This window comes from Nocardiopsis sp. MT53, from assembly GCF_019598965.1.
Classification (GTDB): Bacteria; Actinomycetota; Actinomycetes; order Streptosporangiales; family Streptosporangiaceae; genus Nocardiopsis; species Nocardiopsis changdeensis.
Window position 1 is genome coordinate 3,798,239 of the sequence record NZ_CP080599.1, and the last position, 24,098, is coordinate 3,822,336.

22 protein-coding genes are annotated in these 24,098 nt (G+C 71.1%); all 22 read left to right on the top strand.

Annotation, left to right across the window (positions count from 1 at the left end):
• The first annotated feature begins 76 nt into the window (after positions 1–76).
• The 22 genes from K1J57_RS16990 to K1J57_RS17095 all read left to right on the top strand — a co-directional run bounded on the left by K1J57_RS16990 (position 77) and on the right by K1J57_RS17095 (position 24,062).
• On the top strand, positions 77–481 hold the full coding sequence (locus tag K1J57_RS16990; protein ID WP_255646380.1) for a pilin: 405 nt from the start codon (positions 77–79) through the stop codon (positions 479–481).
• Positions 478–2,391 carry a hypothetical protein gene (locus tag K1J57_RS16995; protein WP_220559545.1) on the top strand — a complete coding sequence of 638 codons (1,914 nt, stop codon included), beginning with the start codon at positions 478–480 and terminating at the stop codon, positions 2,389–2,391. Before K1J57_RS16990 ends, K1J57_RS16995 begins: the two co-directional genes overlap by 4 nt.
• A 33-nt stretch (positions 2,392–2,424) precedes the next feature.
• Entirely contained in the window at positions 2,425–3,384 is a 960-nt protein-coding gene (locus tag K1J57_RS17000; protein WP_220559546.1) for a PrgI family protein, read from the top strand.
• 134 nt (positions 3,385–3,518) lie between these two features.
• Positions 3,519–5,216 carry a VirB4 family type IV secretion system protein gene (locus K1J57_RS17005; RefSeq protein ID WP_255646381.1) on the top strand — a complete coding sequence of 566 codons (1,698 nt, stop codon included), beginning with the start codon at positions 3,519–3,521 and terminating at the stop codon, positions 5,214–5,216.
• Positions 5,216–7,567: a type IV secretory system conjugative DNA transfer family protein gene (locus tag K1J57_RS17010; RefSeq protein ID WP_220559548.1), complete on the top strand. Its 2,352-nt coding sequence runs from the start codon at positions 5,216–5,218 to the stop codon at positions 7,565–7,567. Before K1J57_RS17005 ends, K1J57_RS17010 begins: the two co-directional genes overlap by 1 nt.
• Positions 7,560–8,405 (top strand): replication-relaxation family protein, encoded by an 846-nt coding sequence (locus K1J57_RS17015; protein ID WP_220559549.1) that lies wholly within the window; start codon positions 7,560–7,562, stop codon positions 8,403–8,405. Before K1J57_RS17010 ends, K1J57_RS17015 begins: the two co-directional genes overlap by 8 nt.
• 104 nt (positions 8,406–8,509) lie before the next feature.
• Positions 8,510–9,472, top strand: coding sequence for an NlpC/P60 family protein (locus K1J57_RS17020; protein ID WP_255646382.1), 963 nt, complete (start codon positions 8,510–8,512; stop codon positions 9,470–9,472).
• Between the two features lie 1,294 nt (positions 9,473–10,766).
• Positions 10,767–11,273, top strand: coding sequence for a hypothetical protein (locus K1J57_RS17025; RefSeq protein ID WP_220559552.1), 507 nt, complete (start codon positions 10,767–10,769; stop codon positions 11,271–11,273).
• Positions 11,267–12,094: a hypothetical protein gene (locus K1J57_RS17030; protein ID WP_220559553.1), complete on the top strand. Its 828-nt coding sequence runs from the start codon at positions 11,267–11,269 to the stop codon at positions 12,092–12,094. The genes K1J57_RS17025 and K1J57_RS17030 overlap by 7 nt, the downstream gene beginning before the upstream one ends.
• 98 nt (positions 12,095–12,192) lie before the next feature.
• A complete protein-coding gene (locus K1J57_RS17035) occupies positions 12,193–12,885 on the top strand; it encodes an SAF domain-containing protein (RefSeq protein WP_255646383.1) in 693 nt (230 codons plus the stop codon).
• A complete protein-coding gene (locus K1J57_RS17040) occupies positions 12,882–13,760 on the top strand; it encodes a hypothetical protein (protein ID WP_220559554.1) in 879 nt (292 codons plus the stop codon). The genes K1J57_RS17035 and K1J57_RS17040 overlap by 4 nt, the downstream gene beginning before the upstream one ends.
• Positions 13,757–15,073, top strand: a complete 1,317-nt coding sequence (locus K1J57_RS17045) for a CpaF family protein (protein WP_220559555.1) — start codon at positions 13,757–13,759, stop codon at positions 15,071–15,073. The genes K1J57_RS17040 and K1J57_RS17045 overlap by 4 nt, the downstream gene beginning before the upstream one ends.
• On the top strand, positions 15,073–15,969 hold the full coding sequence (locus K1J57_RS17050; RefSeq protein ID WP_220559556.1) for a type II secretion system F family protein: 897 nt from the start codon (positions 15,073–15,075) through the stop codon (positions 15,967–15,969). Before K1J57_RS17045 ends, K1J57_RS17050 begins: the two co-directional genes overlap by 1 nt.
• A complete protein-coding gene (locus K1J57_RS33515; RefSeq protein WP_255646384.1) occupies positions 15,966–16,841 on the top strand; it encodes a hypothetical protein in 876 nt (291 codons plus the stop codon). Before K1J57_RS17050 ends, K1J57_RS33515 begins: the two co-directional genes overlap by 4 nt.
• Positions 16,842–16,857: 16 nt before the next feature.
• Positions 16,858–17,064 carry a hypothetical protein gene (locus K1J57_RS17060; RefSeq protein WP_220565932.1) on the top strand — a complete coding sequence of 69 codons (207 nt, stop codon included), beginning with the start codon at positions 16,858–16,860 and terminating at the stop codon, positions 17,062–17,064.
• Positions 17,061–17,465, top strand: coding sequence for a TadE/TadG family type IV pilus assembly protein (locus K1J57_RS17065; RefSeq protein WP_255646385.1), 405 nt, complete (start codon positions 17,061–17,063; stop codon positions 17,463–17,465). The genes K1J57_RS17060 and K1J57_RS17065 overlap by 4 nt, the downstream gene beginning before the upstream one ends.
• Positions 17,466–17,488: 23 nt before the next feature.
• The gene (locus K1J57_RS17070; RefSeq protein WP_255646386.1) at positions 17,489–17,902 is read left to right on the top strand and encodes a TadE/TadG family type IV pilus assembly protein; all 414 of its coding nucleotides are present in this window, start codon (positions 17,489–17,491) and stop codon (positions 17,900–17,902) included.
• Positions 17,899–18,324: a pilus assembly protein TadG-related protein gene (locus tag K1J57_RS17075; protein ID WP_220559557.1), complete on the top strand. Its 426-nt coding sequence runs from the start codon at positions 17,899–17,901 to the stop codon at positions 18,322–18,324. The genes K1J57_RS17070 and K1J57_RS17075 overlap by 4 nt, the downstream gene beginning before the upstream one ends.
• Positions 18,325–18,383: 59 nt before the next feature.
• Positions 18,384–20,918: an OmpA family protein gene (locus K1J57_RS17080; protein WP_220559558.1), complete on the top strand. Its 2,535-nt coding sequence runs from the start codon at positions 18,384–18,386 to the stop codon at positions 20,916–20,918.
• A 1,014-nt stretch (positions 20,919–21,932) separates the two neighbouring features.
• A complete protein-coding gene (locus tag K1J57_RS17085) occupies positions 21,933–22,553 on the top strand; it encodes a hypothetical protein (RefSeq protein WP_220559559.1) in 621 nt (206 codons plus the stop codon).
• An 87-nt stretch (positions 22,554–22,640) separates the two neighbouring features.
• Positions 22,641–23,279: a hypothetical protein gene (locus K1J57_RS17090; RefSeq protein ID WP_220559561.1), complete on the top strand. Its 639-nt coding sequence runs from the start codon at positions 22,641–22,643 to the stop codon at positions 23,277–23,279.
• A 105-nt stretch (positions 23,280–23,384) separates the two neighbouring features.
• Positions 23,385–24,062, top strand: a complete 678-nt coding sequence (locus K1J57_RS17095; RefSeq protein WP_220559562.1) for a hypothetical protein — start codon at positions 23,385–23,387, stop codon at positions 24,060–24,062.
• Positions 24,063–24,098: the final 36 nt, after the last annotated feature.

Here is a 24,098-nt window from a genome sequence, read left to right on the forward strand (position 1 = left end):
GAATACGGGCACTGGGCCTCGGATGCGTCGTGTTGAGCGCCTGGTGCCCTGATCGGAATCAAGTGAGGGGGATCGGGTGAGGGCATCGGCGCAGGGCGGCTCTTCGCGGTGTGGCGTCCGCTGGCGGGCGGTGGTGCTGGCCGCCGCCGTGTCAGCGGTGTGGTGGGTGGCGGTGGGCGAGGACGCCTCGTGGGTGTGGGCGGAGACCCGGGAGGGCGCCGAGCAGGAGGCCTCGGCGCTGCTCCAGATCGTGGACCGGGTGCAGCTGATCCTCATCGTGCTCGGTACGGCCCTGGGCACGCTGTTCCTGACGATCGCCGGGGTGCGGTGGATGGTCGCGGGCGGGGAGCCGGGGTCGATCGATTCCGCCAAGCGGGCGCTGACCGGGACCGCCATCGGCTACGGCATCGCGGTCCTGGCCAGCACACTCATGCAGATCCTGGACTGGGTGCTCGCCGCACAGGCCGGGGGCGGCCAGTGACCCCGCCCCCGCCGGGTGGGCGGTCGCCCGCGGATCTGGAGATCAGCGACGACCCGTTGCCGCCGCCGTCCGACGATCCGCCCCCTGAACCCGAGCCCGAACCCGTACCCGGGGCCGGGTCGGAGGTGGATCCGGAGATCACCGATGACCCGCTGCCACCGCCGGAGGACCCCGAAGGGGGCGAGCCTCCGGTGGTGGAGCCGGAGCCGGTGGAGCTGGAGGTCGACGACAACGTCTTCGACTGCGACCTGATCGACGCCGGCTGCCACGTCTCGAACTGGTTCGCCGACTTCGCCGTCTCGGGCCTGAACCCCGCGCTGGGGTGGCTGGCATCCAAAGCGTTCTACACCCCCGTCCCCACCGAGGGAATGCAAGGGCTGCACGCCGGGATCCTGGGCGTGTCCAACACCCTGTTCGTGCTGTTGGTGGTGGCGGGCGGGCTGATCGCGATGGGCCACCAGAGCGTGCAGTCCCGGTACTCGGCCGCCGACATCCTGCCCCGCCTCGTGTGGGGGTTCGTCGCCGCGAACATCTCGCTGTGGGTCTCCACCGAGATGATCACCGTTTCGAACCAGGTCTCAGCGGCGATCGGCGCCCAGGCCATCGACCCCCGGGAGGCGGCGGAGAACTTCCGCGACCGGCTGGACGCGCTGGTCGCCGACGCCCTGATCTTCACCGTGCTGTTGGTGGTGGTCGTGGTGGTGCTGTTCGTGGTGTGGATGATCACCGAGGCGGTGCGCATCTGCATGGCCATCGTCCTGGTCATCGGCGCACCGATCCTGTTGATCTTCCACGCCCTGCCGCAGACCAACCGGATCGCGGAGATGTGGTGGCGGTGCATGGCGGGCCTGTGCGCCATCCCCGTCGGGCAGGCGATCGTGTTCATGTCCCTGGCGAAGCTGTTCTTCGAAGGGCAACTGACACTGGCGGACATCAGCCACACTCCCTCCGAGACCGGGGATGAGGTGGGCGACGGCGACTGGCTGATGCAGCTCATGCTGCTGCTGGTGCTGATCTACACCCAGATCAGGATCGGGTCGTGGGTGATGCGCCTGGTGTGGCAGCCCAACCCCGGTACCTCGCCCATCGCGAGCCTGTTGAAGAACATCGCGTGGATGCTCGCCTTCCGCAGTGTCAGCGGCCTGCGCCTACCGCGCACCGCGGGCTCCCTGTCCGGCCTGGGGGTGCGCTGGCCGGGGCGTTCACCGGTGCCGTCGGGCAGGCCGCTGCCGCGCTACACCCCGGCCCCGTCGAGTGGGTTGCAGCCGTTGCAGCCGCAGACCTGGTGGTACCGGCCCCGCCGTGACCCACCCGACCCGGCCGGGGCGCTCGGTGCGGGCCGCCCGGGGTTGCCCGGCTCCGGCGGGGCCACCGGCCCGTGGCCGGCCGGTCCGGGAGCACCTGGCGGGCCGGGCGGTGCCGGCACCCCCGGAGGCCCCGGCCGACCGCTCGCCCTTCCCGGCCCCCGCCCGTTGCCCTCACCCCATGCGGGGGCTCCGCGTGGCCTGCCCGGGGTTCCGCCGCGTCGTGCTTTGGAGGAGGGACGCATGCCCGGATCACCCGAGACGGGTCAGCAGGTGCTGTTCCCGCGCCCGGCCGCACCGGCGGTGCGGCCGCAACCGGCCCCGCCCACCGGGGCTCCGCGGCGGCGGTGGCGGCAGTTGGTGCTGCCCACGCCCCCGCCGGTGCGGGTGCCCGGCAGGCGCGCCTCTGAGCGCCTGGGGTGGGTGGGGCCCCGTCCCCGGGCGAGGGAGGGGCTGCGGCACCTGCCGTCGATGCCCGCCCTGACCTGGGACAAGAAACCGCAGGTGAAGGGACAGATCCCGCTGTTCTCCAGCCCCAGGCGGGTGTGGAAGCAGTACGGCCTCTTCCCGGTACCGAAGCCGGGAGCGGGACGGGACGACTCGTGACGACACCACCAGTGCAACGAAGGAGGAATGTTCGTGGCCTCGGATGAGGAAACGGGGTGGCGGGGCCGTATCCCCGCTGACATCGACCGGCCTGAACCCCTGGTGTTCGGGCTGACCGCGCGTCAGTGCCTGATGATCACTCCCGCATTGGCGGGGGCCTGGGGGACCTACCTGCTGCTGCGCGATCACCTCCCGTGGTGGGTGCTCACGGCGACGGTGGTCCCCGTTCTGGGGGTGGTCATCGCCCTGGCCCTGGGCGAGAAGGGCGGCCAAGGGCTGGAGAAGCTGGCCGTGCAGGCGGCGCGGTGGGTCGTCGCCCCCAAACACCTGGTCGCCGCACCGTCAGGGCAGGTCCCCGCCCGGCCGCGGTGGGCGCCCCGGACACGGCGCGCACCGCGGTTGGAGCCGTTGCGGTTGCCCGTCTCGGCGATCACCCCCGAGGGGGTGCTCGACCTGGGCGGGCGGTGCGCGGTGGTCATCGCCTGCACCACCCTCCCCTTCCAGCTCTCCTCTACGCGTGAGCGCGGCCAGGTGCTGGCGGCGTTCGCCGGGGTTCTGGACGCCCTCACCGCACCGGTCCAGATCCTGGTGCAGCGGCGCACCGCCGACCTGGGCCCGTTGGCCGAGATGATCCGCGCCAACACCGCCCACCTGCCGCATCCGGCTCTGGCCGACGCCGCCCACGGCCATGCCGACTTCCTGCACGAGATGGCCGCCACGCACGAGCTGTCCCACCAGCAGGTCCTGGTCGTGGTCACCGCCACCGGGTCCGCCCGACGCGCGGGGGCGGCCCTGGTGCGCGCGGCCCGGGACACCGCCGGGCGGCTCGCCGCGATCGGGGTGCGCACCCAGGTGCTGGACGGACACGACGCCGAGCAGGTGCTGCGCGCGTCGATGGCCTCCCCCGAAGCACCCCTGACCCACGACCCCGATACAGGCGATCCGTGGGCAGATCGGGTCGGCGACGCACACGAACAGGAGCAGGAGTGGTGATGGGTCTTCGTGAACTCTGGAAACGCTCAGACTCTCCTGAGCTGGGCGGCCCTGCCATCCATATCGGTTCCCGCCATCTGCGGGTGGGCGGCGGGGTGTGCCAGACCCTGGCGGTGATCGGCTACCCGCGAGAGGTGAGCGCTGGGTGGGCCGAACCCCTGCTCTCCTACCCCGGGCAGCTCGACATCGCCTTCCATCTGGACCCGGTACCGGCGCCGACCGCCGCCGTGCAGCTGCGCAGGCGCCGCGCCCGGTTGGAGTCGGCGCAGCGCACCGATCTGGTTCGCGGGCGGGTGGAGGACCCGCACCAGACGGCGGCGGCACTGGACGCCGCCGAGATCGCCGACCGCATCGCCACCGGCCAGGGCAGGTTGTTCCGGGTGGGGGTGTACATCACGGTGCACGCCCCCACCCTGGAGCTGCTGGACGGGCATCTCCAACAGGTGCGGGCCTTGTGCTCTTCCCTGCTCATGGACGTCACCCCCACCGTGTTCCGGACGCTGCAGGGGTGGATCTCCACGCTGCCGCTGGGCACCGACCCGGTGGGGACGGTCCGGTCGATGGACACCGACGCCGTCGCCGGCATGCTGCCGTTCTCCTCCCCGGAGCTGGTCGCGGACCTGAGCGAGACGACCGTGGTCTACGGCACCAACACGCACTCCTCCGGCCTGGTGGCCTGGGACCGGTTCTGCGCAGGGTTGGACAACCACAACAGCGTGATCCTCGCCCGCTCAGGGGCGGGCAAGTCCTACCTGGCCAAGCTGGAAGTGGTGAGGTCGTTGATGGTGGGGGTGGAGGTCACCGTCATCGACCCCGAGGGCGAGTACACGCGGCTGGCCGAGGCGGTCGGCGGCACCGTGCTGCGCCCCGGAGCCGCCGGGCAGCCGGGGCTGAACCCCTTCTCCCTTCCCGCGGCGGCGCAGGACGGGCAGGGGTTCACGCACCGGGCGTTGTTCCTGCACACGCTCATCGGCGCGATGGTCGGCGACCTCTCGACCACCGACAGGACGGTCCTGGACCGGGCCATCGTCACCGCCTACGCCCAGGCCGGGATCACCCGCGACCCGGCCACCTGGGACCGGCCCGCCCCCGTGCTCGCGGACCTGGCCGCGGTGGTGGAAGAGCTGGCCACCGCCCCGGACACCGAACAGGACCTCGCCCACGCGGCCCAGGGCCTGGCCGGGCGGTTGGAACCCTTCGCCCAGGGCTCCCACGCCGACCTGTTCACCGGCCCTTCTACCAGCGTGGTCGGCGGGCACCTGACCGTGGTGTCCCTGCGGGAGCTGCCCGACCAGGTGCGCCCGGTCGGGGTGCTGGTGGCATTGGATGCGATCTGGCGGCACGTCACCGCGGGCACCGAGGCCCGGCCACGCATAGTCGTGGTGGACGAGGCGTGGCTGCTGCTCCAGGACCCGGCGGCGGCCCGCTACCTGGCCCGGTTGGCCAAGGCGGGTCGCAAGCACTGGGTGGGGTTGACGGTGATCACCCAGGATGTCGGTGACGTGCTCGGCAGCGAGCTGGGCAAGGTCGTGATCGCCAACGCGGCCACCCAGGTTCTGTTGAAGCAGGCGCCGCAGACCCTGGACGCGGTCCAGGCCGCGTTCCGGCTCTCCGAGGGGGAGGCCCACCTGGTGGGCACCGCGCCGCGGGGCAGTGCGCTGCTGGTCGCCGGCCACCAACGCGTCGGGTTCCACCCGGTCGCCTCGGCCGAGGAACACCGGTTGATCACCTCCGACCCCGCCGAGCTGGCCGCCATGAGGGCGCAGAAGCACTCTGGCCCCCAGGACCATGGCCACTGCACGGACGGGTCCGAGGGCGGGGAGGTGGCGTGATGGTCGGTTTCCTGCTCAACGGAGGGTTCTTCCTCGTCCTCGGCATGATCCCGTTGGCCGGTGCGCTGGTGTGCGCGGTCGTGCTCGGAGCGCGCTTGGCCCGTCACCGTTATCTGTCCTGTCAGGCGCGGGTGGTGGAGATCCTGCCCCCGCCCGAGGCCACCATGGAGAACGCCACCGCGTTCTGGAACCACACCTTGGGGCTGCTGAAGCCCCGCTGGTCCCGATGGCTGCTCCAACCCCACCTCGCGATGGAGGTCATCGCCTCCGCCTCAGGGGTCAGATTCCAGGTGTGGGTCCCCGGGACCGTACCCTCGGGGACGGTCGAACGCGCCATCGCCTCGGCCTGGCCCGGAGCCACCACCTCCACCCGGCACCTTGCCCCCGGTGAGTCACCGCTTCCGGCCGGGGCCTACACCACGGGCGGTCACCTGCGCCTGGGCCGCGGGGAGGTGTTCCCGCTGCGGACCCGGTTCGACGACGACCCGGCCCGGCCCCTCCTGGGCGCGCTGGAGGACCTGGTCGAAGGCGAGCACGCCCTGGTCAGAGTCAGCGCTCGCCCTGCCACGGGGTGGCGGGCGGCCCGTGCGCGCCAAGCGGCGGCCCGCTTGCACGGCCACATCGGACCCGCTGCGGTCATGGTCGACGCCTTCGACCCCACCCGCCACGGTGCCACCCGCACCCGGACCCCGATCCTTCCCGGTATCGGGGACGACGTGCGGGCGATCCTGACGAAGGCGTCCTCGCCCCGGCTGGCGTGCGATGCCTCCTACATCCTCACCACCACCCATCCCGGGGAGGAAGCGAAAGAACGACTGCGAGGGCGGGCACACGGAGTGGCCTCGGCGTTCGCCGCCTTCACCTCCGGCACCAACCACCTGGACCGCCGCTTCATGATCGTCCCCGCCTGGTGGGCGGCCAACAGGTTCCTCGGGCACGGGTACTTGCTGTCCACCGGCGAACTGGCGGGGATCGCGCACCTGCCCACCGACACCACCGTCCCGGGCCTGACCCGCGCCGGAGCCCGACCGGCGGCACCCTCCCCGGCCGTTCCGCGCGGAGGTGAGAACACGCGGGTGATCGGCGACGCCGACGCGGGCACGCCCCGACCCATCGCGGTCGGGGTCGTCGAAGCGAGGCAGCACACGCACATCCTCGGCAAGACCGGCTCGGGCAAGTCGACCCTGCTCGCCAACCTCGTCCTCCAGGATGCCGAGGCGGGGCGGGCGGGGCTGGTGATCGATCCGCGCGGGGACCTGGTCACCGACATCATCGCCCGCCTGCCCGAGCACGCCGTGGACAAGGTGGTGCTGTTCGATCCCGACGACAACGAGCCGCCGCCCAGGTTGAACCTGCTCGAAGGCGGGGATGCGGACTTCGTCTCCGACACCGTCGTGGGCATCTTCCGCAGGATCTACGCCGAGTACTGGGGACCGCGGACCGACGACATCCTGCGCGCGGCGACGCTGACCCTCACCCGGGCGGACGACCCCGGGCTGACCCTGGGCGATGTCCCGCGCCTGCTCGCCAACGACGCTCTGCGCGAGTCGGTCATGGCCAGGGTCATCGCCCGCACCGGCCAGGACGAGGCCCTGGAGGACTTCTGGGGCTGGTATTCGGGCCTGACGGTCTCGGCGCGTTCGGCGGTGACGGGACCGGTGCTCAACAAGCTGCGGACGGCCCTACTACGCAAGTGGGTGCGCCAGGTGGTGGCCTCGGGGCCGTCCACGGTCGACCTGCCCACCCTGTTCGACAGCGGCCACCTGGTCCTGCTCAGGCTGCCGAAGGGGCGGTTGGGCGAGGATACCAGCTCGCTCATCGGCAGCTTCGCGCTCGCCGCCACCTGGCAGGCGGTGACCGCCCGGATCCACACGCCCGAGGCACAGCGCAAGGACCTGTGCGCGTACGTGGACGAGTGCCAGAACTTCCTCAACCTCCCGGGCTCGTTGGAGGACATGCTCGCCGAGGCACGCGGCTACCGGCTCGGGCTGACGCTCGCCCACCAAGAGCTCGGGCAGCTGCCTGCGGACCTGCGCAAGGCGGTGTCGGCGAACGCGCGCACGAAGGTCTACTTCTCCGCTTCCCCGGACGACGCCGCCAGCTTGCAGCAGCACACCCACCCCGTGCTGGGCGCCTACGACCTGACCCACCTGGGGGCCTACCAGGCAGCGGTGCGACCCCTGGTGGGGGCGAAGGAGCTGGGGGCGGCGACGGTGCGCACCCGCCCGCTCCCGCCCGGGGTGAAGGGCCGGGCGACCAAGGTCCGCAAGGCCGCACGGCGCCACGGAGCCGGGGCGAGCGGCACGGACACCACGTCACAGAAACCCGTTGAGGAGAGGCTGGATGACTGAACCCGGTCACACCCTGGAGTTCTTGTCGATGCGCCTGACCGAACGAGACATGGCCATCATCTGCGACGTCCACGACCACCAGACGCTCACCACGCACCAGATCGAGAGGATGTACTTCGCAGACGCGGACGAACGCCGGGCCCGCCGTCGCCTGCTGGTCCTGCACCGGCATGGAGTACTGGACCGGTTCCGCAAGTACTCGAAGCACGGCACGCTCCCCGATCACTGGGTCCTGGCTCCCCTCGGAGCGGAGCTGTTGGCTCTTCACCGCGACGTCCAGGTCTCGGAACTGGGATTCCGGAGGGACCAGGCGATGCGGTTGAGGTATTCGGCGCAGCTGGAACACATCCGCGGCCTCGCCGAGAGCTACGTCTGCTTCGTCGAAGCCGCCCGGGGCCCGGGAGAGCTGGTGCGCTGGTACGGCGAGCGGGAATGCGCGCGCCGGTGGGGAGCCCACATCCGGCCGGACGCCTACGTGCGGTGGCTCCAGGAGGAGCGTGCCCTGCACGCCTTCGTCGAGTACGACACCGGAACCGAATCCCTGGCCAGGCTCCGCTACAAGATGACGGGGTACGCGAACCTGGCACGGCACAGCACCCTGCCCTCGATCGTGCTGTTCGCGGTCCACTCCGAGCAGCGGGCCGAGCACCTGGAGGCGAAGCTGGCCGGTGACGTCACGGACATGGTCGCGGCCTATGTGACCACCCACGCGCGGCTCGCCGATCCAGGACCGGACCGGTCGGTGTGGCGGGCCGTGGGTTGTCGGGATACCGGCGACCGGTGGAGGCTGACGGACATCGCCCACCGCCACGACTTCTCCGGTCGGGGGGCGGGGTGATCCGTCACGCGGCCGGTTCGGCAGGGGCGGTCTTCTTGCTGATACCGGTGCTCATCGGCGCGATGGCCGATTCCGGAGGACATCTGGCATCGGTTCCACAGAGGGTGGACGGCATTCCCGACGTGGTGCTGTCGGCCTACGCCCGTGCGGCCGGGCACCTGGAGAAGGAGTACCCGGACTGTGAGGGGATGACGTGGCCCGTGCTCGCGGGCATCGGGAGGAGGGAGTCGAGCCATGCGGCCGGAAGCGAGATCTCCGCTTCGGGGCTGGCGCACCGGCCGCTGATCACCGGGCCCCGCCTGGACGGTTCAGGGGCCGGCGGCAACACCACCCCGCACCCCGACAGCGACGGTGGGAAGTGGGACCGGGACACCGGGTTCGACCGCGCGGTGGGGCCCATGCAGTTCCTCCCCACCACCTGGGCCTCCCACGGTCTCGATGCCTCCGGTGACGGTGTCGCGGACCCGCACAACATCTTTGACGCGGCGTGGAGCGCGGCGGTCTACCTGTGCGTGAGCCGCCCGGAAGCCGGTGCCGTGGATTTCACCGATGAGGACGACCTCGAATCGGCGCTGCTGCGCTACAACAGATCGGCCTCCTACGTGGAGGAGGTGCGCGGGTTCATCGACTCCTACGCCGAAGTCGCCGTCCAGACGGCCCCGGTTCCTGCGGTGGGTTTGGGGGCCGGGAGCCCGCAGGGGCGGGCGGCGGCACAGTGGGCCCTGGCCCAGGTCGGCAAGCCGTACCTGTGGGGTGGAACGGGGCCGGGCGCGTTCGACTGCTCGGGGCTGGTCATGCGGGCGTGGGAGACGGCAGGAGTGGGCATTCCGCGGGTAACCACCGACCAGGTCAATGCCGGAACCCGTATAGGGCTAGGTGAGCTCCAGCCGGGGGACCTGTTGTTCTACGACACCGGAGCGCCCGGCGGCTCGCCCTCGCACGTCACCATGTACGTCGGCGACGGGCAGATGGTCAACTCGCCCAGGACCGGCCAGCTGATCCGCGTCGAACCGGTGAACGGCGCCTACTACAGCAGCGTTTTCGTGGCGGCCGTCAGGCCGGGCTGACGGGCCCACAGCGCCCTGGAGGCGCGGACGGCCGATCCAGGGCCGTCCGCGCCCACGGGGCCGACTGGCGGCCCCCTGGGGCGCCGTCGCGTGATGCCCCCTCTTTTTCAAGCGTAATGACTTTTCCGAACCATTCCGGTTGAAACTTCTCGCGAGTATGGGGAAACATCGTCGCTGTTCAGCCCGGGTGAACGCGGCCGTTCTTATGGAAACGGCTTATTTCTTATGTCTGAAATGGGGGATTTTGTCATGCCCGAGTGTGCCCTGAGAAAAACGTATCTCGCCCAGCTCTGTGCCGGTTCCGCTGCCGCGTAGCAGGGCCGGTGCCACCGTGTCCGGCGGGGTGAGGAAGCGCAGCTTCGCAGGGCGGCCGACCTTCGGGGCCATTGACACCCGCCCCGCCCGGAGCACGGAAACGAAAGCCGAAAAGAACGCAGAAGAGAAGGCGCCCCGGACGGTGATGGCGCACCGGCCGAGGCGTGATCCCCCACCTGAGAACACCAGGAGAGAAGATCCATGGGACATGCTACGGGTCGGCACCGCAGGCGCCGGCGAAGGTGGGCCGACCGCATGCGGCGGGCTGCGAGTGCGGTTCTCGCCGCGATCGTCGGAGCGGGGCCGGCGCCCTCCCGGCGCCCGGTGCCCTCGGAAGGGCCGACTCCGGCTTCGAGTCCGGAACCTACGGGCGCAACGGGCACACGTTCGGATCGTGAGCCGGAGTGGGTACGGCGCTATGACGAGGCGAGGCGCTCCCACACGGATCGGTCGCGCACCCTTTTCACCGAGGGCAACGAGAGGAACGCGGCAGATGCCCCGGTGCGGTTGCCGGAAACGGGCTGGTGCGTGGACGAGGACGGGGTACGGGCGGTGCGCCCCTACCTGATCGCGCATGAACAGAGCCAGCGGGCCGAACGGCACTATGCAGGGCCGCGCACTCCTTATCGCGGGAGGTCCGTGTTGAACGCTCCCGCCGAGGGGGCCGGCTCGGAGACCTCTGGCGAGTGGGCTGAGCTGGCCGGGCTGATCCGCCGATGGGACGCGCTACGGGTGTCCGCGGTCTGATCCCGGCGGTGATTTCGGGGCTGTCTCCCTGCGGGGCAGCCCCTTCGTCTTTGCTCGTGCTCGGTGTTTGCGCAGGTAGAGCGTGCGACATCGAATCCTCGTGGTTCTCTTCACAGTTTTGGTCACCGTGGGTGTTCAAGAAACGGTTGTGAGGTGACTCTGAGTGTGGTTACTGTCACTCATCGAAAGCGCGGCGTCAGGGCCGCGCCCGGTGAGGAATCGGCGGTGGGTCATGCGTGTGCCTGCGACGGGTTGGGCGGCGGTGGCGGCGGTCACGCTGATGGGGTGCGCGGCACAGGAGAGCGACCCCGTCGGCGAGCCGGCGAGCACGCCCCCGGCCCTCGCGGCGCCCGCCGAACCGACCGCGGAGGAGCTGGCGCTGGACGCCTACCGCGGCATGTGGGACGTGGTGGTCGAAGGCTCCCATGAAGGAACCGTCGGCCACCCGGACCTGGAGCAGTACGCCTCGGGCCAGGCGCTCGACTTCACTTCGGACATGCTGCGCGGTGTGGTGGCCACGGGGGAACCCGTGATGAGTCCCGAGGTGGTCGGCACCGACCGCTCCGGGTCTTCAGGGACCGTGTCCGTCAAGGACTGCATCGACGATTCGGGATGGCTCATAGCCGACACCGCGGCCGACGGGCCGAGCGGTTCACGACTGGTGACGGCCACGGTCGTCTCCACCGATGGCCGGTGGCTCGTGGACGACCTGTGGATGGAGGACTACGGGTCATGCTGACACGGGTCACCTCCTGGAACCTGGTCTTCTGCACCGCAACGGCCGCCGTGGTCGTCGCGCTGCCCCAGCAGGCGGCGGCCGACGGCTTCTTCGCCGACAGCGTGTGCTCGGACGGAGGGTGCCACGTCACGGCCCGCACGCCCGGCCTCGGCCCGGCGGTTGCCGACAGCCCCGTAGGAGGGGGTGGCGGCGGTGAGGGAAAACAGAGCGGGCCTGCCTGTGTGATGCCGGATACGGAGTTCGCGCAGTCCGGAACCGAAGGGCCGCTGGAGGCGCCTCCGAGCATGGCCCGGTGCGAGAGCACGGGCGGCACCGTGCGGGTGCCGGTGTTCGACCCCGCCGTGCTGGCCGAACAGGCGCGGGCGGTCATGCGCCTGCCCGAGCCCGATATCGGAGTCACACCCACCCCGGACAAGCTCCGGTTCGTGAACATCCCCCAGTGGATGTGGTTGGCCGAAGCGGACTGGGCGCCGGTGTCGGCGACGGCGTCGGTGAGCGCCGGGTCGGTGACGGTCCTCGCGACCCCGCAGCGGGTGGTGTGGGACACCGGGGACGGACACGAGGTGGTGTGCACCGGGCCCGGCACCGTCTTCTCCCGGACCGCCTATCGGCAGACGGGCTCACCGGACTGCGGGCACACCTACACGGCGCTGCCCCCGGGCGGCGCCGGGGCGAGGGTGGACCTGGCCGCGGCGTGGGAGTGGGAGGTGTCGTGGTCGGCCAGTGACGGCCGGAGCGGGGAGCTGGAGGCACTGACGACCACGGCGGTGGTCGCTGTGCCGGTGAGCGAGATCCACGCGGTGGTCACCGACAACCGCTGAAGGCAGCGGACAGAGACGTTGATCAAGAAGGGGGAGGGATGGTAGCGCTCGCGAATCCCAAGTATGCCAATCGGAAAGCCAGGGAAAACCCGGACGGGGTGGAAGGGGAGTGGGAGTCGGTCCGGCTGGCGGCGGTCTCGCGCCGCCGGTGGAAGTGGGGGCTGCTGGCCGGATCCCTGATCTTCTCGGGCGGCTTCGCCGGAGCTTGGGCGGGACTCGCCTCGGAGGACACCCACATGGTCGCGGTGCTCGCGGCCGACCTTCCGGCCGGTCACGTGCTCACCGCCCAGGACGTGTCCCAGGTCGAAGCGGAGGGGATCGAAGGACTTCACCTGCTGGCACCGGATGCCGTGGAGGGGATGGCACTGAGCAGGCCGATGACCGCGGGTTCCCCTCTGGTGGCGGGCTCGGTCGCCGATTCCGGGCTGTGGCCCGAGCCGGGCACCGCCCTGCTCGCGGTGCCCGTGGCCACGGTGCCCCAGGACATGGAACCGGGGGCACGAGTCGACCTGATCGCCACCCGCCTGGCACCGGACGAAGCCGTGCAGGACGCAGGATCCGAGGAGGACGGCTCGGGCGGTGCGCCCGGGGTCGTGACGGGCCTAGTGCACCGTGTGGTCTCCGGTAGCGAAGACGGGTTCAGCGGTGACCGCCAGGTGGTGGAGGTGGTCCTGCCCCGGGACCGGGCCGCACGTTTCTCCCAGGCTGCGGCCGGGGGAGACGTGCAGGTCGCGGTGGTCGACCCGCGTGAGGAAACCCGAACGGGTGAGGCGGGGGAGGAGAGCGAATGATCGTGGCGGTGTGCTCACTGAGCGGGGCTCCGGGTGTGACGAGCCTGGCCACGGCGGTCGCCGCGTGCTGGCCCTCCACCCCGTTGACGGTGCCGGTGCTGGTGGAGGCAGACGCCTCCGGCGGAGATGTGGCCTCCTGGTACGGCATCGATCTCGGCCGGGAGCAGAAGGGGCTGGTGCCGCTGGCCGCCGCCTCCCGCGTCCCGGTGCCGGTGTCGGCCGGTGCCTGGGCGGAGGCCGGGGTGGTCAACGCGGTCGCGGCGGGTTCGCCGGTGCTGGACCACGCGGTGGAGCTGCCCGGCGGCCTGCGGGTGGTGGCCGCTCCGGCCGACCCGCTGGAGGCGGGCCGCGCTGTGGCCGCGCTCGCCCACAACCCGGCCCTGCTGCGGGCCGGGCGGGTGACCGTGCTCGATGTGGGGCGGGCGGTACCAGGGTCCGCGGGGGCGTCCCTGGTCCGCTGCGCGGACATCGTCGTGGTCCTGGCCGACCCGGGCGATGTGGGGCACGCGAACCGGTTGAGGGTGTGCGCTCCGGTCCTGGCCTCGCTGAAGGAGGACGGGGTGCGGGTCGGGCTGGCCGTGGCCGGCACCTGCCCGCATCCCGACCAGGAGGTGTCCCGGCTGTTCGGACTGCCGGTGTGGGCGTGCATCCCGCACGACCCCGCCGGGGCGGCACTGGTCCGCGGCGAGCACCGACCGCCCACGCGGTTGCGGGACCGCTGGGCCGCGTGGCGGTCCCAGCGCCGCGACCCCGACGGTATGGAGTGGATGCCGTTGGTCAAAACCGCCAAATCCCTGGCGGAGCTCTGCGACGACTTCTCCGGCCTCGGCCTGGACGGCCAGGGGCAGAACACGACGGCGGTGAGTGCGGCATGACAGCGACGAACGACGTTCCACGACTGGCACCGACCTTCCAGGACGGCCCGGACGAGGCCGCCCTTCGAACCACCGCGGTGGCGCTGGCCGGCCGCATCACCGAACAGCTCATCACCGACCACGACAGGGCTGCGGACCCCGAGTCCGTGGGCCGACTCGTCGACGCCCTGCTGGAGGAACGGGCCCGCACCGCTCTGATCCGGGGAGGCGTCGAGTTCACGGCCGCGGACGAGGCCCGGCTGCGCCGCGTGGTCCTGGACCACGTCCTGGGCCTGGGGCCGCTGGAGGAGCTGCTCGCCGAACCGGAGGTGCAGAACATCCACATCACCGGAAACGACCCGGTGACCGTGGACCTCGGCGGGGGACACCGGGAACCCCGCCCGGCCGTGGTGGACACCGACGCCGCCCTCGTCTCCCTGGTGCAGCGGATCGCGGCACGCGCTCCCGGCGGGGAACGGCGCTTCGACACCGCTGCGCCGATCCTGTCCATGGAGCTGAAGGACGGTTCCCGGCTGTCGGCGGTGATGCCCGGCATTGCGGCCCGACCGACCGTGACGATCCGTCGTCACCCCGCCCGGTACCTGAGGCTGGGGGACCTGGCCCGGGCGGGGATGGTCGACCAGGCCGCACGTGACCTGCTGGTCGCGGCGGTCAGGGCTCGGATGAACCTCCTCATCAGCGGGGCCACGAACGCGGGTAAGACCACCCTGCTGCGTGCACTGGCGGGCACGGTCGAGGGCGAGCGGATCATCACCGTGGAGGATGCACTCGAACTCGGACTGCACCGTCACCTGACGGACGTCAACGTCGTGGCGCTACAGGGGCGGCCCGCGAACATCGAAGGCCTCGGCGAGGTCACCCTGGCCGAGCTGGTGCGGGCCGCGCTGCGGATGTGCCCGGACCGGGTGATCGTCGGGGAGACCCGGGGGCCGGAGACCATCGCACTGCTCAACGCGATGAGCATGGGCACGGACGGGTCGATGTCCACGGTCCACGCGTCCAGCTCGCAGCAGGTGTTCGCCAAGCTGGCAGCGTACTGCGCCCAGGCCCCGGAGCGGATGACCCCTTCGGCGACGGCAGCGCTGGTGGGCGCGGCGGTGCACCTGGTCGTCCACATCGATGTGGCCCCGGACGGGGACCGGGTGGTCACCAGCGTCCGCCAGGTCGTGGGCTCCCAGGGCGAACAGGTCGTCTCGGACGAGCTGTACACCCGGGAAGCCGACGAGCCCACCGGGGAGATGGTGTGCCCGCCGAGCGGGCAGGTCGGTCGGCACCTGGCCAGGGTCGGATACCCGATGCGGAGGTGGGCGTGATGGCGCCGTGGTGGGACTGGACGGTGGGCGCCCTCGTCCTTGGAGGTGTGCTGGCCGGTGCGGGCATCGCCTGCGCCGCCTACACGCTGAGCCTCTTCCCCGGGCGCGTGCCCTCTACGGGACCGGGACGGTGGGTCAAGCTCCCGAGCCGACGCGGCACGTGGACGCGTGCGGCCTGCGCCGCCGCAGCGGGGACGGTGACCGGCCTGGTGACGGGATGGCCGGTCGGAGCCGTGCTCGCCGCCGCCGCAGGGTGGTGGATGCCCGCCCTGCTCGGCCCCGACACCACGACCCGGGCACAGGCCGACCTCGGCGAGGCCCTGGCCTCCTGGGCCGAACAACTGCGCGACATGCTCACCGGGGCCTCGGGACTGCACCAGGCCGTCACGGCCACGGTGCCCGTCGCCCCGGATCCGGTCCGCGACCAGGTCCGGGCGCTTGATGCCCGGCTGCGTGCCGGACAGTCCATGGAGCGGGCGGCGGCGGTGTTCGCCCGCGAGGTCGACTCCGACCTGGGCGACCTGATCGCGGTCGCCTTGACGATGGGAGCGTCCCACCAGAGCGGCGATCTCGGCGGAGCCCTGTCGCGGTTGGCGGAGGCCGCGCGTGAGAGGGCGACCACGGTGGCCCGGGTGTCGGCGTCCCGAGCGCAGGTGCGCTCCTCGATACGGATCATCGCCGCCGCCACCGCCTTCATGCTCCTGGGCATGACGGTGTTCAACCCGTCGTTCCTGGCTCCGCTGGGAACGGTCTCCGGCCAACTCGTGCTCGCTCTGACCGGCGGGCTGTGGGCGGCCTCGTTCTTCTGGCTCGCACGCCTTGCCTCACCGCCCGGGCAGGCGCGCCCCTTCACCCTCACGGCGGTCCCGACGGCCGGGGCGGGTGGTGCGGGGTGAGCGCGGCCGTGCTGTCCATGGCCGGGGCGATGATGGGCGCGGGGGTCTGCGCCGCCGCGTACGCGATGCGCCGACCGACCCTGATCGAGCGCCTGACACCCCGTCCTGCTCCCGCGCCGCGAACCCCCTCGGAGAAGGGGTGGGCCCGACGACTGGGACACCGCGCGGGCCGCCTCCTGGCCCGCACCGGTATCCCGGGGCCGGCCATGGTGCGGACACTCGCGGCATCGGGTACCTCTGTGGAGTCCTACCGGGCGGAGAAGGCCGCCGCCGCTGGAGTCGGCATCGTGACGGCAGCGGCGCTGGCCGTTGTGGGCGCCATGATCTCGCCGCACCCCGCGATGGTGTGGCTGCTTGCTGTGCTGGTCGCGGGGGCGGGGTTCTGCGCCCCGGACCTGGCGGCGCACAGTGCCGCGGCCGAACACCGTGGCGAGCTCCGCGCGACCGCGTCAGTGCTGGCGGACCTGGTCGTGATGGGCCTGGCCGCGGGTGCCGGTACCACCGGAGCGGTCACCACCGCCCTCCAGTACGGGAACGGGCGCGCCCCTGAGCGGATCCGCAGGGCCGTGCGCGCGGCAACGCTGCGCCACCGGCCCGCCTGGGAAGGACTGGAGACCCTCGCCCGGGAAACAGGGGTGCGCGAGCTCGCGGAGCTGGCCGCGTCCCTGCACCTGGGCGGCACCTGCGGAGCGCACACCCGCACCTCCCTGACGGCGAAGGCGACATCGCTGCGCGCTCGCCGCCTGGCGGAGACCGAAGCGGCCGCGAACGCGGCCACCGAACGCATGACCCTGCCCACCATGGGCCTGGTCGCCGGGTTCCTGACACTGATCAGCTACGCCGCCCTCACCCACGTGACGGCCGGCTTCTAGACAGGGAGAGGTCCCAGTGAGGGATGTCCTTCAACGTGCCCAGAGCCGTGCACGCACCCGGCTGACACCGCAACGCCGTGTCACCTCCGACGCGGGGGCGGCGACGACCGAGTGGATCCTGGTGATCGTGGTGTCCATCGCGATCGCCACTGTCGTCGGCGGCATCCTGGTCGGGGAGTTCACCACGGCGGCCGAATCCATCGACCTGGGCGTGAACCGGTGAACACACGGTCCCGGTGCCGCAGCGGCCGCAGCCGGAGGAGCGACGACGACCGGGGCAGCGCGGAGCCGCTTTTCGTCCTGCCGATCGTGTTCGTGATGGTGCTGGCCGTCGCACAGGCGGGGGTGTGGGCGCACGCCCAACACCGGACCCAGGCGATCGCCTCCCAGACCCTGGCCTCCGCCCGCGCCTTCGACGGCTCGGCGGAGGCGGCCCGGGAGCGGGCCGGGCAGGCGCGGGAGCAGCTGGGAGGAGGCGTGCTCCACCGGGTGGAGGTCGAGGTCGACCGCACCGCGGACCTGGCGCGGGTGCGGGTGGCGGCCCGGACGGTCGGCCTGGTACCGGGGGCGGGGGTGCCGGTCTCGGCGGAGATGTCCGGACCGGTCGAACGCCTCGCACCATGAACCTCTGCGTGAGGAGCGGGTGTGTGCGGCGGCGCGGACGTGACGACGGGAGCGCCTCCGTGGAGCTGATGCTCCTCGTTCCCGTGCTCCTGCTGGCCCTGATGCTGATGGTCGTGGCCGGACGGCAGGTCTCGGCCGCCCTGGTCACCCAGGACGCGGCCGCGGCGGCGGCCCGGTCCGCCTCCCTGCAACGCGACATGACCTCCGCCCACGCCCAGGCCCATGACACTGCTCTGGGGGAGCTGGCCGACCGGGGCGTGGTCTGCGACCCCTTCACTGCCTCCGTGGACACCTCCCGTTTCGAGGCGGGAGGGACGGTGCGGGTGGAGGTGGCCTGCACGGTCAGCGCCGTGGACCTGGGCGGCTTCGGCGGCCAGCGCACGCTGCGCTCCTCCGCCGAGTCCCCGATCGACCCCTACCGAGGGAGGACGCCATGAGCCGGGTGACCCGAGTCCCGGGGCGCAACCTGCGCTGGTCCGGAGACCGGGGGAACGCGTCGGTGTTCCTCATCATGCTCATGCCGGTCGTGATGGCCGTGTTCGCGCTGGTGTGGGAGGCCGGGCAGATGCTCCTCGCCAAGACCGAACTGCTGACGGCCGCGCACGAGGCCGCCCGGGCGGGCGCCCAACAGATCGACCAGAACGAGACACTCCGCACAGGAACCCCGGTGCTGGCCCCGCACGATGCCCGCCGGGCCGCCATCGACCACCTCCGGTCTCCGGACACCACGGTGCGGGTGGAGGTCGGCGAGGACCGGGTCACGGTTCTGGCCCACACCACCTACACCCCCGTTCTGCTGCCGATAGGCGTCCGCGAGATCGAGGCGGAGGCGACCGCGACCGCGCTGCCCCCGCGGTAGTGACGCGGGACTCGCATGGTCCCAGCATCAAGGCCGGAAGAGAACCGAAGGGAAGAGGTATGACGCGAAGCCCGTGGTCAGTGGCGGGTGAAGCACTTTTCACGGTGGTCATGCTGGTGGGCCCGCCCTTCCTGGCGACCCGGATGGAGTGGCCGCTGGGGGAGGACACCACCTGGGTCTGGCTCCTCCAGTACCTGCGCGGGGGGACCGTGCCCAGCGCGGCCGTGATCGCCGCATCGATGGTCGGCCTCTGGGGAGTATGGACGTTCCACCTGGTGATCGTCGCCCTGGACATCGTCGCCGTGGTGCGCGGCGTCGTGCCGCGGATAGGGCTGGTCCGACTTGTGTGGGTGCTGGTGGCCGGAGGTGCCACCGCGACCACCACCCACACCGCGGCTCTGGCCGCGCACACGGACACGGTGGCCGAAGCACCGGTCACACCCACCACCGATCCCGTTCAGCAGCCTCGGAACGCGGGTGAGGAACAGGTGGAGAAACGGGGAGCGATCGACCGCACCCGCACCCTGGCGGGATTCGGGTTCGACTCGGTCGACCTCACACCGGCCATGGCCGACTCCCTGGAACCGACCATCGGCATGATCGCCGACTTCGGACACCCGGACGAGCCGGTGGTGGTGACCGGGCACACCGACCCGATCGGCGACCCCCGTTACAACCAGGCACTGTCCGAGCAGCGTGCCCAAGTCGTTGCTGACCACCTGGCCGAGCACCTGGACGCCGAGATCCGGATTGAAGTCCGGGGCAGCGGAGCAGCCCAGGCCCCATCGGACCCGGGTGCCTCGTACGGCGAGTACCGACGGGTCGAGATCTCCTACACCGTCCAACGCCCCACCCCCGAACCCGCACCGCCCGTGGAATCCGTTCCTGGGGCTCCCGCAGAGGCGGCCCCTGTTCAGGAACGGGTGGAGCCGGACATCTCCGCCACGGGCCACCGGTTCGCAGGGCAGGACGTGGTCCTGGTCGGTGCCGTATCAGGGGCGGCCGGCCTGGGGGTCGGTTACGCGGTCGGGAGGAGGAGGGGAGCGTCCGCTCCCGGAAAACCGGAGGCGGACGACGGGCGGTCAACCGGCCACGAAGCCCCGGTGGCGGACCCCGCCACCGGTGACACCTCTTTGCCTTTGAGCCAGGGCGGTTCGGCGCCCCGGGACGAGGCCGGGCCTGCTCGCGGTGTCATCCAAAAAGACGGCCATATGCTCTTCTCTGACACGGTCAGGGTGAGCGGTGCCGGAGGCCTCGCGTTCACCGGAACCCACGCGGCGCGAGTACTCGCGGCCACGGTCACCGCCCACGCCCCGGGCCCGGTGGTGCTCACCAGAGCGGTCGCCGCGGCCTTCACAGCGGACGGCGCACCACTGGAGGGGGCGCGGATCGTCCCCGATCTGCACCATGCACAACTCGCCGTCGAGACGGAGCTGCTGTCCCTCGCCCGGCTCCTGGACGAGGACGATGATGATCCTGCTGAACCCGCGGTCCCCGCCCGGCCCGTCCTGGTGGCGGTCGAAGCAGACGACCTCGCTGCGGCCCGGGGCCTGCCCGCGGAGCTGGCCACTGCTGCCGGGGTGGTGGCCTGCGTACTCGGCGACACCGACCGCACCGGATCCGTACTGGACTGCGAAGACGCCCACCAGGTGCGGGTCCGCACCCGTAACGGGGAGGCGACGCACGACGGCGCCCTGCGGCACGTGAGTCCACCGCCAGGTGGGGAAGCCGACGACGATCAGCTCCCGGGCACTCCGGAACCCGCTCCTGACCGGGCCGGGGACGGGCCGAACCGGGCCGGAGAGGGACAGCCCGACGCTGCTGCGGTCCCGGGGAGGGAACCGCATGAGGCCGACTCGCAGGCCAGGGTGCGGGTCCAGTTGTTCGCGCCACAGGTGATGTGCGAGGTGAACGGCCGCGATGTCCTCCAGGGAACGCGCAGCAGCACCTACACCCTGCTCGCCGTTCTGGCCCTTGCTCCGGTGTCAGGGGTCTCCCGCCAGGAGCTGACACAGGTCCTGGCACCCGAGATGCCCGAGGAACAGGCCCGCCGGTTTCGGTCCAATGCGATCTCGGCTTTGCGCAGGGCTGTCCGCGACGCATTGGAGCTGGGACCGGAGACGCCGGTCGTCGAGAACGAGAAAGGAAGGCTCCGACTCCAGCAGGAGTACTTCGACATCGACGTCCGTGAATTCATCAGCCTTCACGACGAGGTGAGAAGCTCGGATGATTCAGACGAAGAAGATCGGTTGTGGAAGTTGGTTGACCTCTACCGAACCGATCTCCTTGTAGATGTCCAGGACGAATGGTTCTTCGAGCGCCGGCGCGAGTTCCAGGAGATTATCGCCGATGTGTATGTGAGGCTGCTGGACTACGTCGAAAACGAAGAAGAGCGTATACGCCTCATCGACTCCGCATTGGAGATGGACAGCTTGAATGAAGTTCTTCACCGGGAGAAAATGAAGAACTATGCCTCCCTGGGGAGGAAGGACGCTGTTCATCGGTGCTTCCGGATGTTGGAGAGCGAACTCCGCCGGTGTGGCGCCAAGCCTGACCCGGAAACCCGGTCCCTCTTTGAAAGCCTCGTCCGCTAGCACTCCCGAGCCAGGTTCGGTGCGAGCTGGGTGCCTGGGCAGGCGAGTGCCTGCCTGAGAATCCCGTGGGCCGCGCGAGGGCCGATCGCCCCGCCGATAGCTCCGCCGATTGGAGGGCCGATCCTTGGGCCGATAACTCCGCCGATCGGTGGGCCGCCTTGGGCGGCCCACCCTGGAGGCGTTATCAGTGCAGGTCAAAGCCCGCTTAGGTGGGCCGATAGAAATCCAGACTTATACCCAGTGGGTAGTCATCCTCACGTAGGGGCGGGGCCGTCCCTCCGGCTTCGGCGGCCGGACGGCTCCCGTCCGCCCTGATGCTCGGAACTGTCTACCCCTCCCTCGCTTCCCCCTATCCTCACCCCAATCCCCGTTTTTATTTCAGCTTCTCTCTTCATGGAAAAAGCATTTCATGGGTGCTTTGATCGCCCAGATGCTCACTTTTCATGAAAAACATGATCAGCCAAAAGGTCAACGAAGGCGAAGTTCTCTCGCCTCGCGCGCGTGCGCGGTTCCTTCCTCTGGCGTGCGGGCGGGAAAGATTCTCGCGAGAAATCTCGCGCCGCGGGTTGACAACCCCGCCGAACCCAAGGTGCTATTGGCGTGCCACCGGGGCGGAACACGGCCCCCGGGGCGGGCGGGAAAACTTTTCCGCGACGCGAGTTAACAAACCCGCTTCACCCAAGGTCACCTAGTGGCCGCCCCGGATAACGGAAACGTTTATCGGGGGTGCGAAAAAAGGTTCGCGGGGCGAGTTGACAAACCCGCGACACCCAAGCGAACCTCGGACCGCCGAACACGGGACACCGGAATGGAAAGGAGGGAACTTCCGTGATTATAAACGGACGCCGCGCAAAAGGACGGACCGTCGGCCGGGCGCCCCCGGCCGGGTGATGCGGCCGACCCGGAGGTTGCCCCCTCCGGACCGGCCCCACCTACAACGACCGTGCCCGCCGAACAGGTGTGGAGCCCAAGGGCGGGCGCGGTTCCCACACAACCAACGAAGTGGAGTGTGCTGTGAGCACGAGTATGCCCTACACGGCGGGGATCACCGTCACCCCCGGCAACATCGACGAGCTGCGCGAGCTGGGAACCGCCGGTTGCCTGGTCTGGGACGAGGGGGCCTGCTGGGTCCTCGCGGTCAGCGGGGACAAGGCCCAGGCCCCCTCCCGCATGATCATCACGGGCCACTGGGGGCTGAAGCACCTGGCCCGGGACCTCAAAGAGCAGGGGCGGCCGGCCACCGATGAAGAGCTCGCCCGGGACCTGACCGACATCGCCAACGACCAGCTCACCGACTGGCCCGGCATCCGCGCGATGAACCTCCAGGTGCAGGAGCTGCGCGAGGCGCTGATCGGACCGCACATCTACCTGGACGCCGCCCCGACCTTCGAGATCCCGGCCGGGGGCCTGCCCCGGATGACGGACTACTACCGGCGCACCCACACCGGCATCACCGCGTGCGTCACGGTCACCTTCGGCTACCTGGAGCCGACCCGGATCACCGTGTGCACGCCGGGCGAGGTCCCCCGGCCGGTCGCGGACCTGACGGTGAGCACCGCGGGCCCCTGCAAGGCCCACCAGGTCCACCGGCTGATCGCCGCCGCGGTCGACGGGGCCCTGGACCTGGACCTGTAGCCACCCGCCGCACCTACCGGGGCCGCCCCTTGCGAGGGGCGGGGGCGGCCCCCTTCTTCCCGAACCACTGCCGAGCCTGTGTTCGGCATGCCCGAAAAGGACCGCATTCTCGTGATCGACCTGAACCTGACCCGTTTGCTGGCCGCCGAGGTCACGCCCGAGGACCTGCTCGCCCTGGCCGGCACCGGCCCCGGTGGGCTGATCATCCCCGACGCCGACAGCAGCGGGTTCACCGTCGCCCGCGCCGAGCACCTGGACTGGAACCGGCGCCGGGTCATCGTCTACGGCTACCGCGACCTGGCCTTGGACCTGGCCCTGCGCCACCGTGACCACGGCGAGGCCGCCGCCGACCTGACCCGCACCGTCCGGGCCGGTCTGCGGGGGTGGGCCGCCCGGACCCGGGAGGCGAGCCCCCTGGTGTGGCGGGTGCGCGGGGACCTGCACCGGCACGGTCTGCACCTCAACGCCCGGCCGCAGTTCAGCACCACCGAGGACGGCGGGGCGCGTATCGACGACACCTTCACCTGGCGCGCGGACCGCCGGATCGCCGTCACCCTGTGCACCGTCCAGCGCCAGCCGCACAGCCTGATGGCGGCCCTGGACCTGTACTGCGGGGGCCACCACGTGACCGGCTGGTCCGAGCGCATCACCCGCACCAGCGGCGTGCCCCGGTTCGCCCACCTGGCGGGGGACCGGGCCCGGCTGCACCTGGACCTGCGCGACTAACCCGCCCCCGGGGCCGCCTCCGTAAAGGGGCGGGGCGGCCCCACCCCGAGACCCGTTACCCGCGCCGGGCCCGGTGTTCGGCGCGCCCACAGAAAGGCACACTCCGTGTACGACAAGGCACCCGAAGTGGCGATCTCCGACTGGTTCACCCATGCCCGCATCACCTCGGGCATGTTGCGCACCCTGGACAGGATCGGCCCCGGCGGCGTGATCATCGCCGACCTTTACCGGCGCGACTTCCGGGCCACCCACGCCCGCACCCTGGACCCCGGCCGGATGCACACCTACCTCATCGTGTATGGCCACCACGACCTGACCCACGACCTTCCCGCGTTCCGCCGGGACTACGGGGACCGGTTCTGGGAGGAGCTGGTCGCGGCGGTGGACTGCACCGCCTTCGACTGCATGGACGACCAGCTCGACGACATCGCCGCCACGGGGCTCGTTGTGACCCGGATGCGCCAGCACATGCACAAGCTCGGGTTCGACCTCACCTCGGTTCCGCGCTACCGGGACCACAACGCTGCCGAGGCGGGCGGGGCGGTGTTCATCCGCCGGGTCGTCACCGACCGGTACGCCTACCGGGCCGCCCCGCACATCACGGTCACCGTCAAGAGCCCGGTGGACGAAAGGACCGGTGGCATGGCCCTGGTCAAGATCTCCGACAGCGACCGCCACGTGACCGGATGGCCCGCCCTGATGCGCACCCAGTTCTCCTCCGGGCCCTGCGCCCACCGCGTGCACCGGGCGGTCCAGGCCCACCTGGCCCGCACCCGCGCCTGACACCCCCGGGGCCGCCCCGCCAACGGGGCGGGGCGG

What these genes read in the sequence shown, in the direction of transcription:
- K1J57_RS17010 (WP_220559548.1), top strand. Translation starts at nt 5,216, where the DNA reads ATGGTCGGTTTCCTGCTCAACGGAGGGTTCTTCCTCGTCCTCGGCATG.
- K1J57_RS17015 (WP_220559549.1), top strand. Translation starts at nt 7,560, where the DNA reads ATGACTGAACCCGGTCACACCCTGGAGTTCTTGTCGATGCGCCTGACC.
- K1J57_RS17025 (WP_220559552.1), top strand. Translation starts at nt 10,767, where the DNA reads ATGCGTGTGCCTGCGACGGGTTGGGCGGCGGTGGCGGCGGTCACGCTG.
- K1J57_RS17030 (WP_220559553.1), top strand. Translation starts at nt 11,267, where the DNA reads ATGCTGACACGGGTCACCTCCTGGAACCTGGTCTTCTGCACCGCAACG.
- K1J57_RS17040 (WP_220559554.1), top strand. Translation starts at nt 12,882, where the DNA reads ATGATCGTGGCGGTGTGCTCACTGAGCGGGGCTCCGGGTGTGACGAGC.
- K1J57_RS17045 (WP_220559555.1), top strand. Translation starts at nt 13,757, where the DNA reads ATGACAGCGACGAACGACGTTCCACGACTGGCACCGACCTTCCAGGAC.
- K1J57_RS17050 (WP_220559556.1), top strand. Translation starts at nt 15,073, where the DNA reads ATGGCGCCGTGGTGGGACTGGACGGTGGGCGCCCTCGTCCTTGGAGGT.
- K1J57_RS17075 (WP_220559557.1), top strand. Translation starts at nt 17,899, where the DNA reads ATGAGCCGGGTGACCCGAGTCCCGGGGCGCAACCTGCGCTGGTCCGGA.
- K1J57_RS17080 (WP_220559558.1), top strand. Translation starts at nt 18,384, where the DNA reads ATGACGCGAAGCCCGTGGTCAGTGGCGGGTGAAGCACTTTTCACGGTG.
- K1J57_RS17090 (WP_220559561.1), top strand. Translation starts at nt 22,641, where the DNA reads ATGCCCGAAAAGGACCGCATTCTCGTGATCGACCTGAACCTGACCCGT.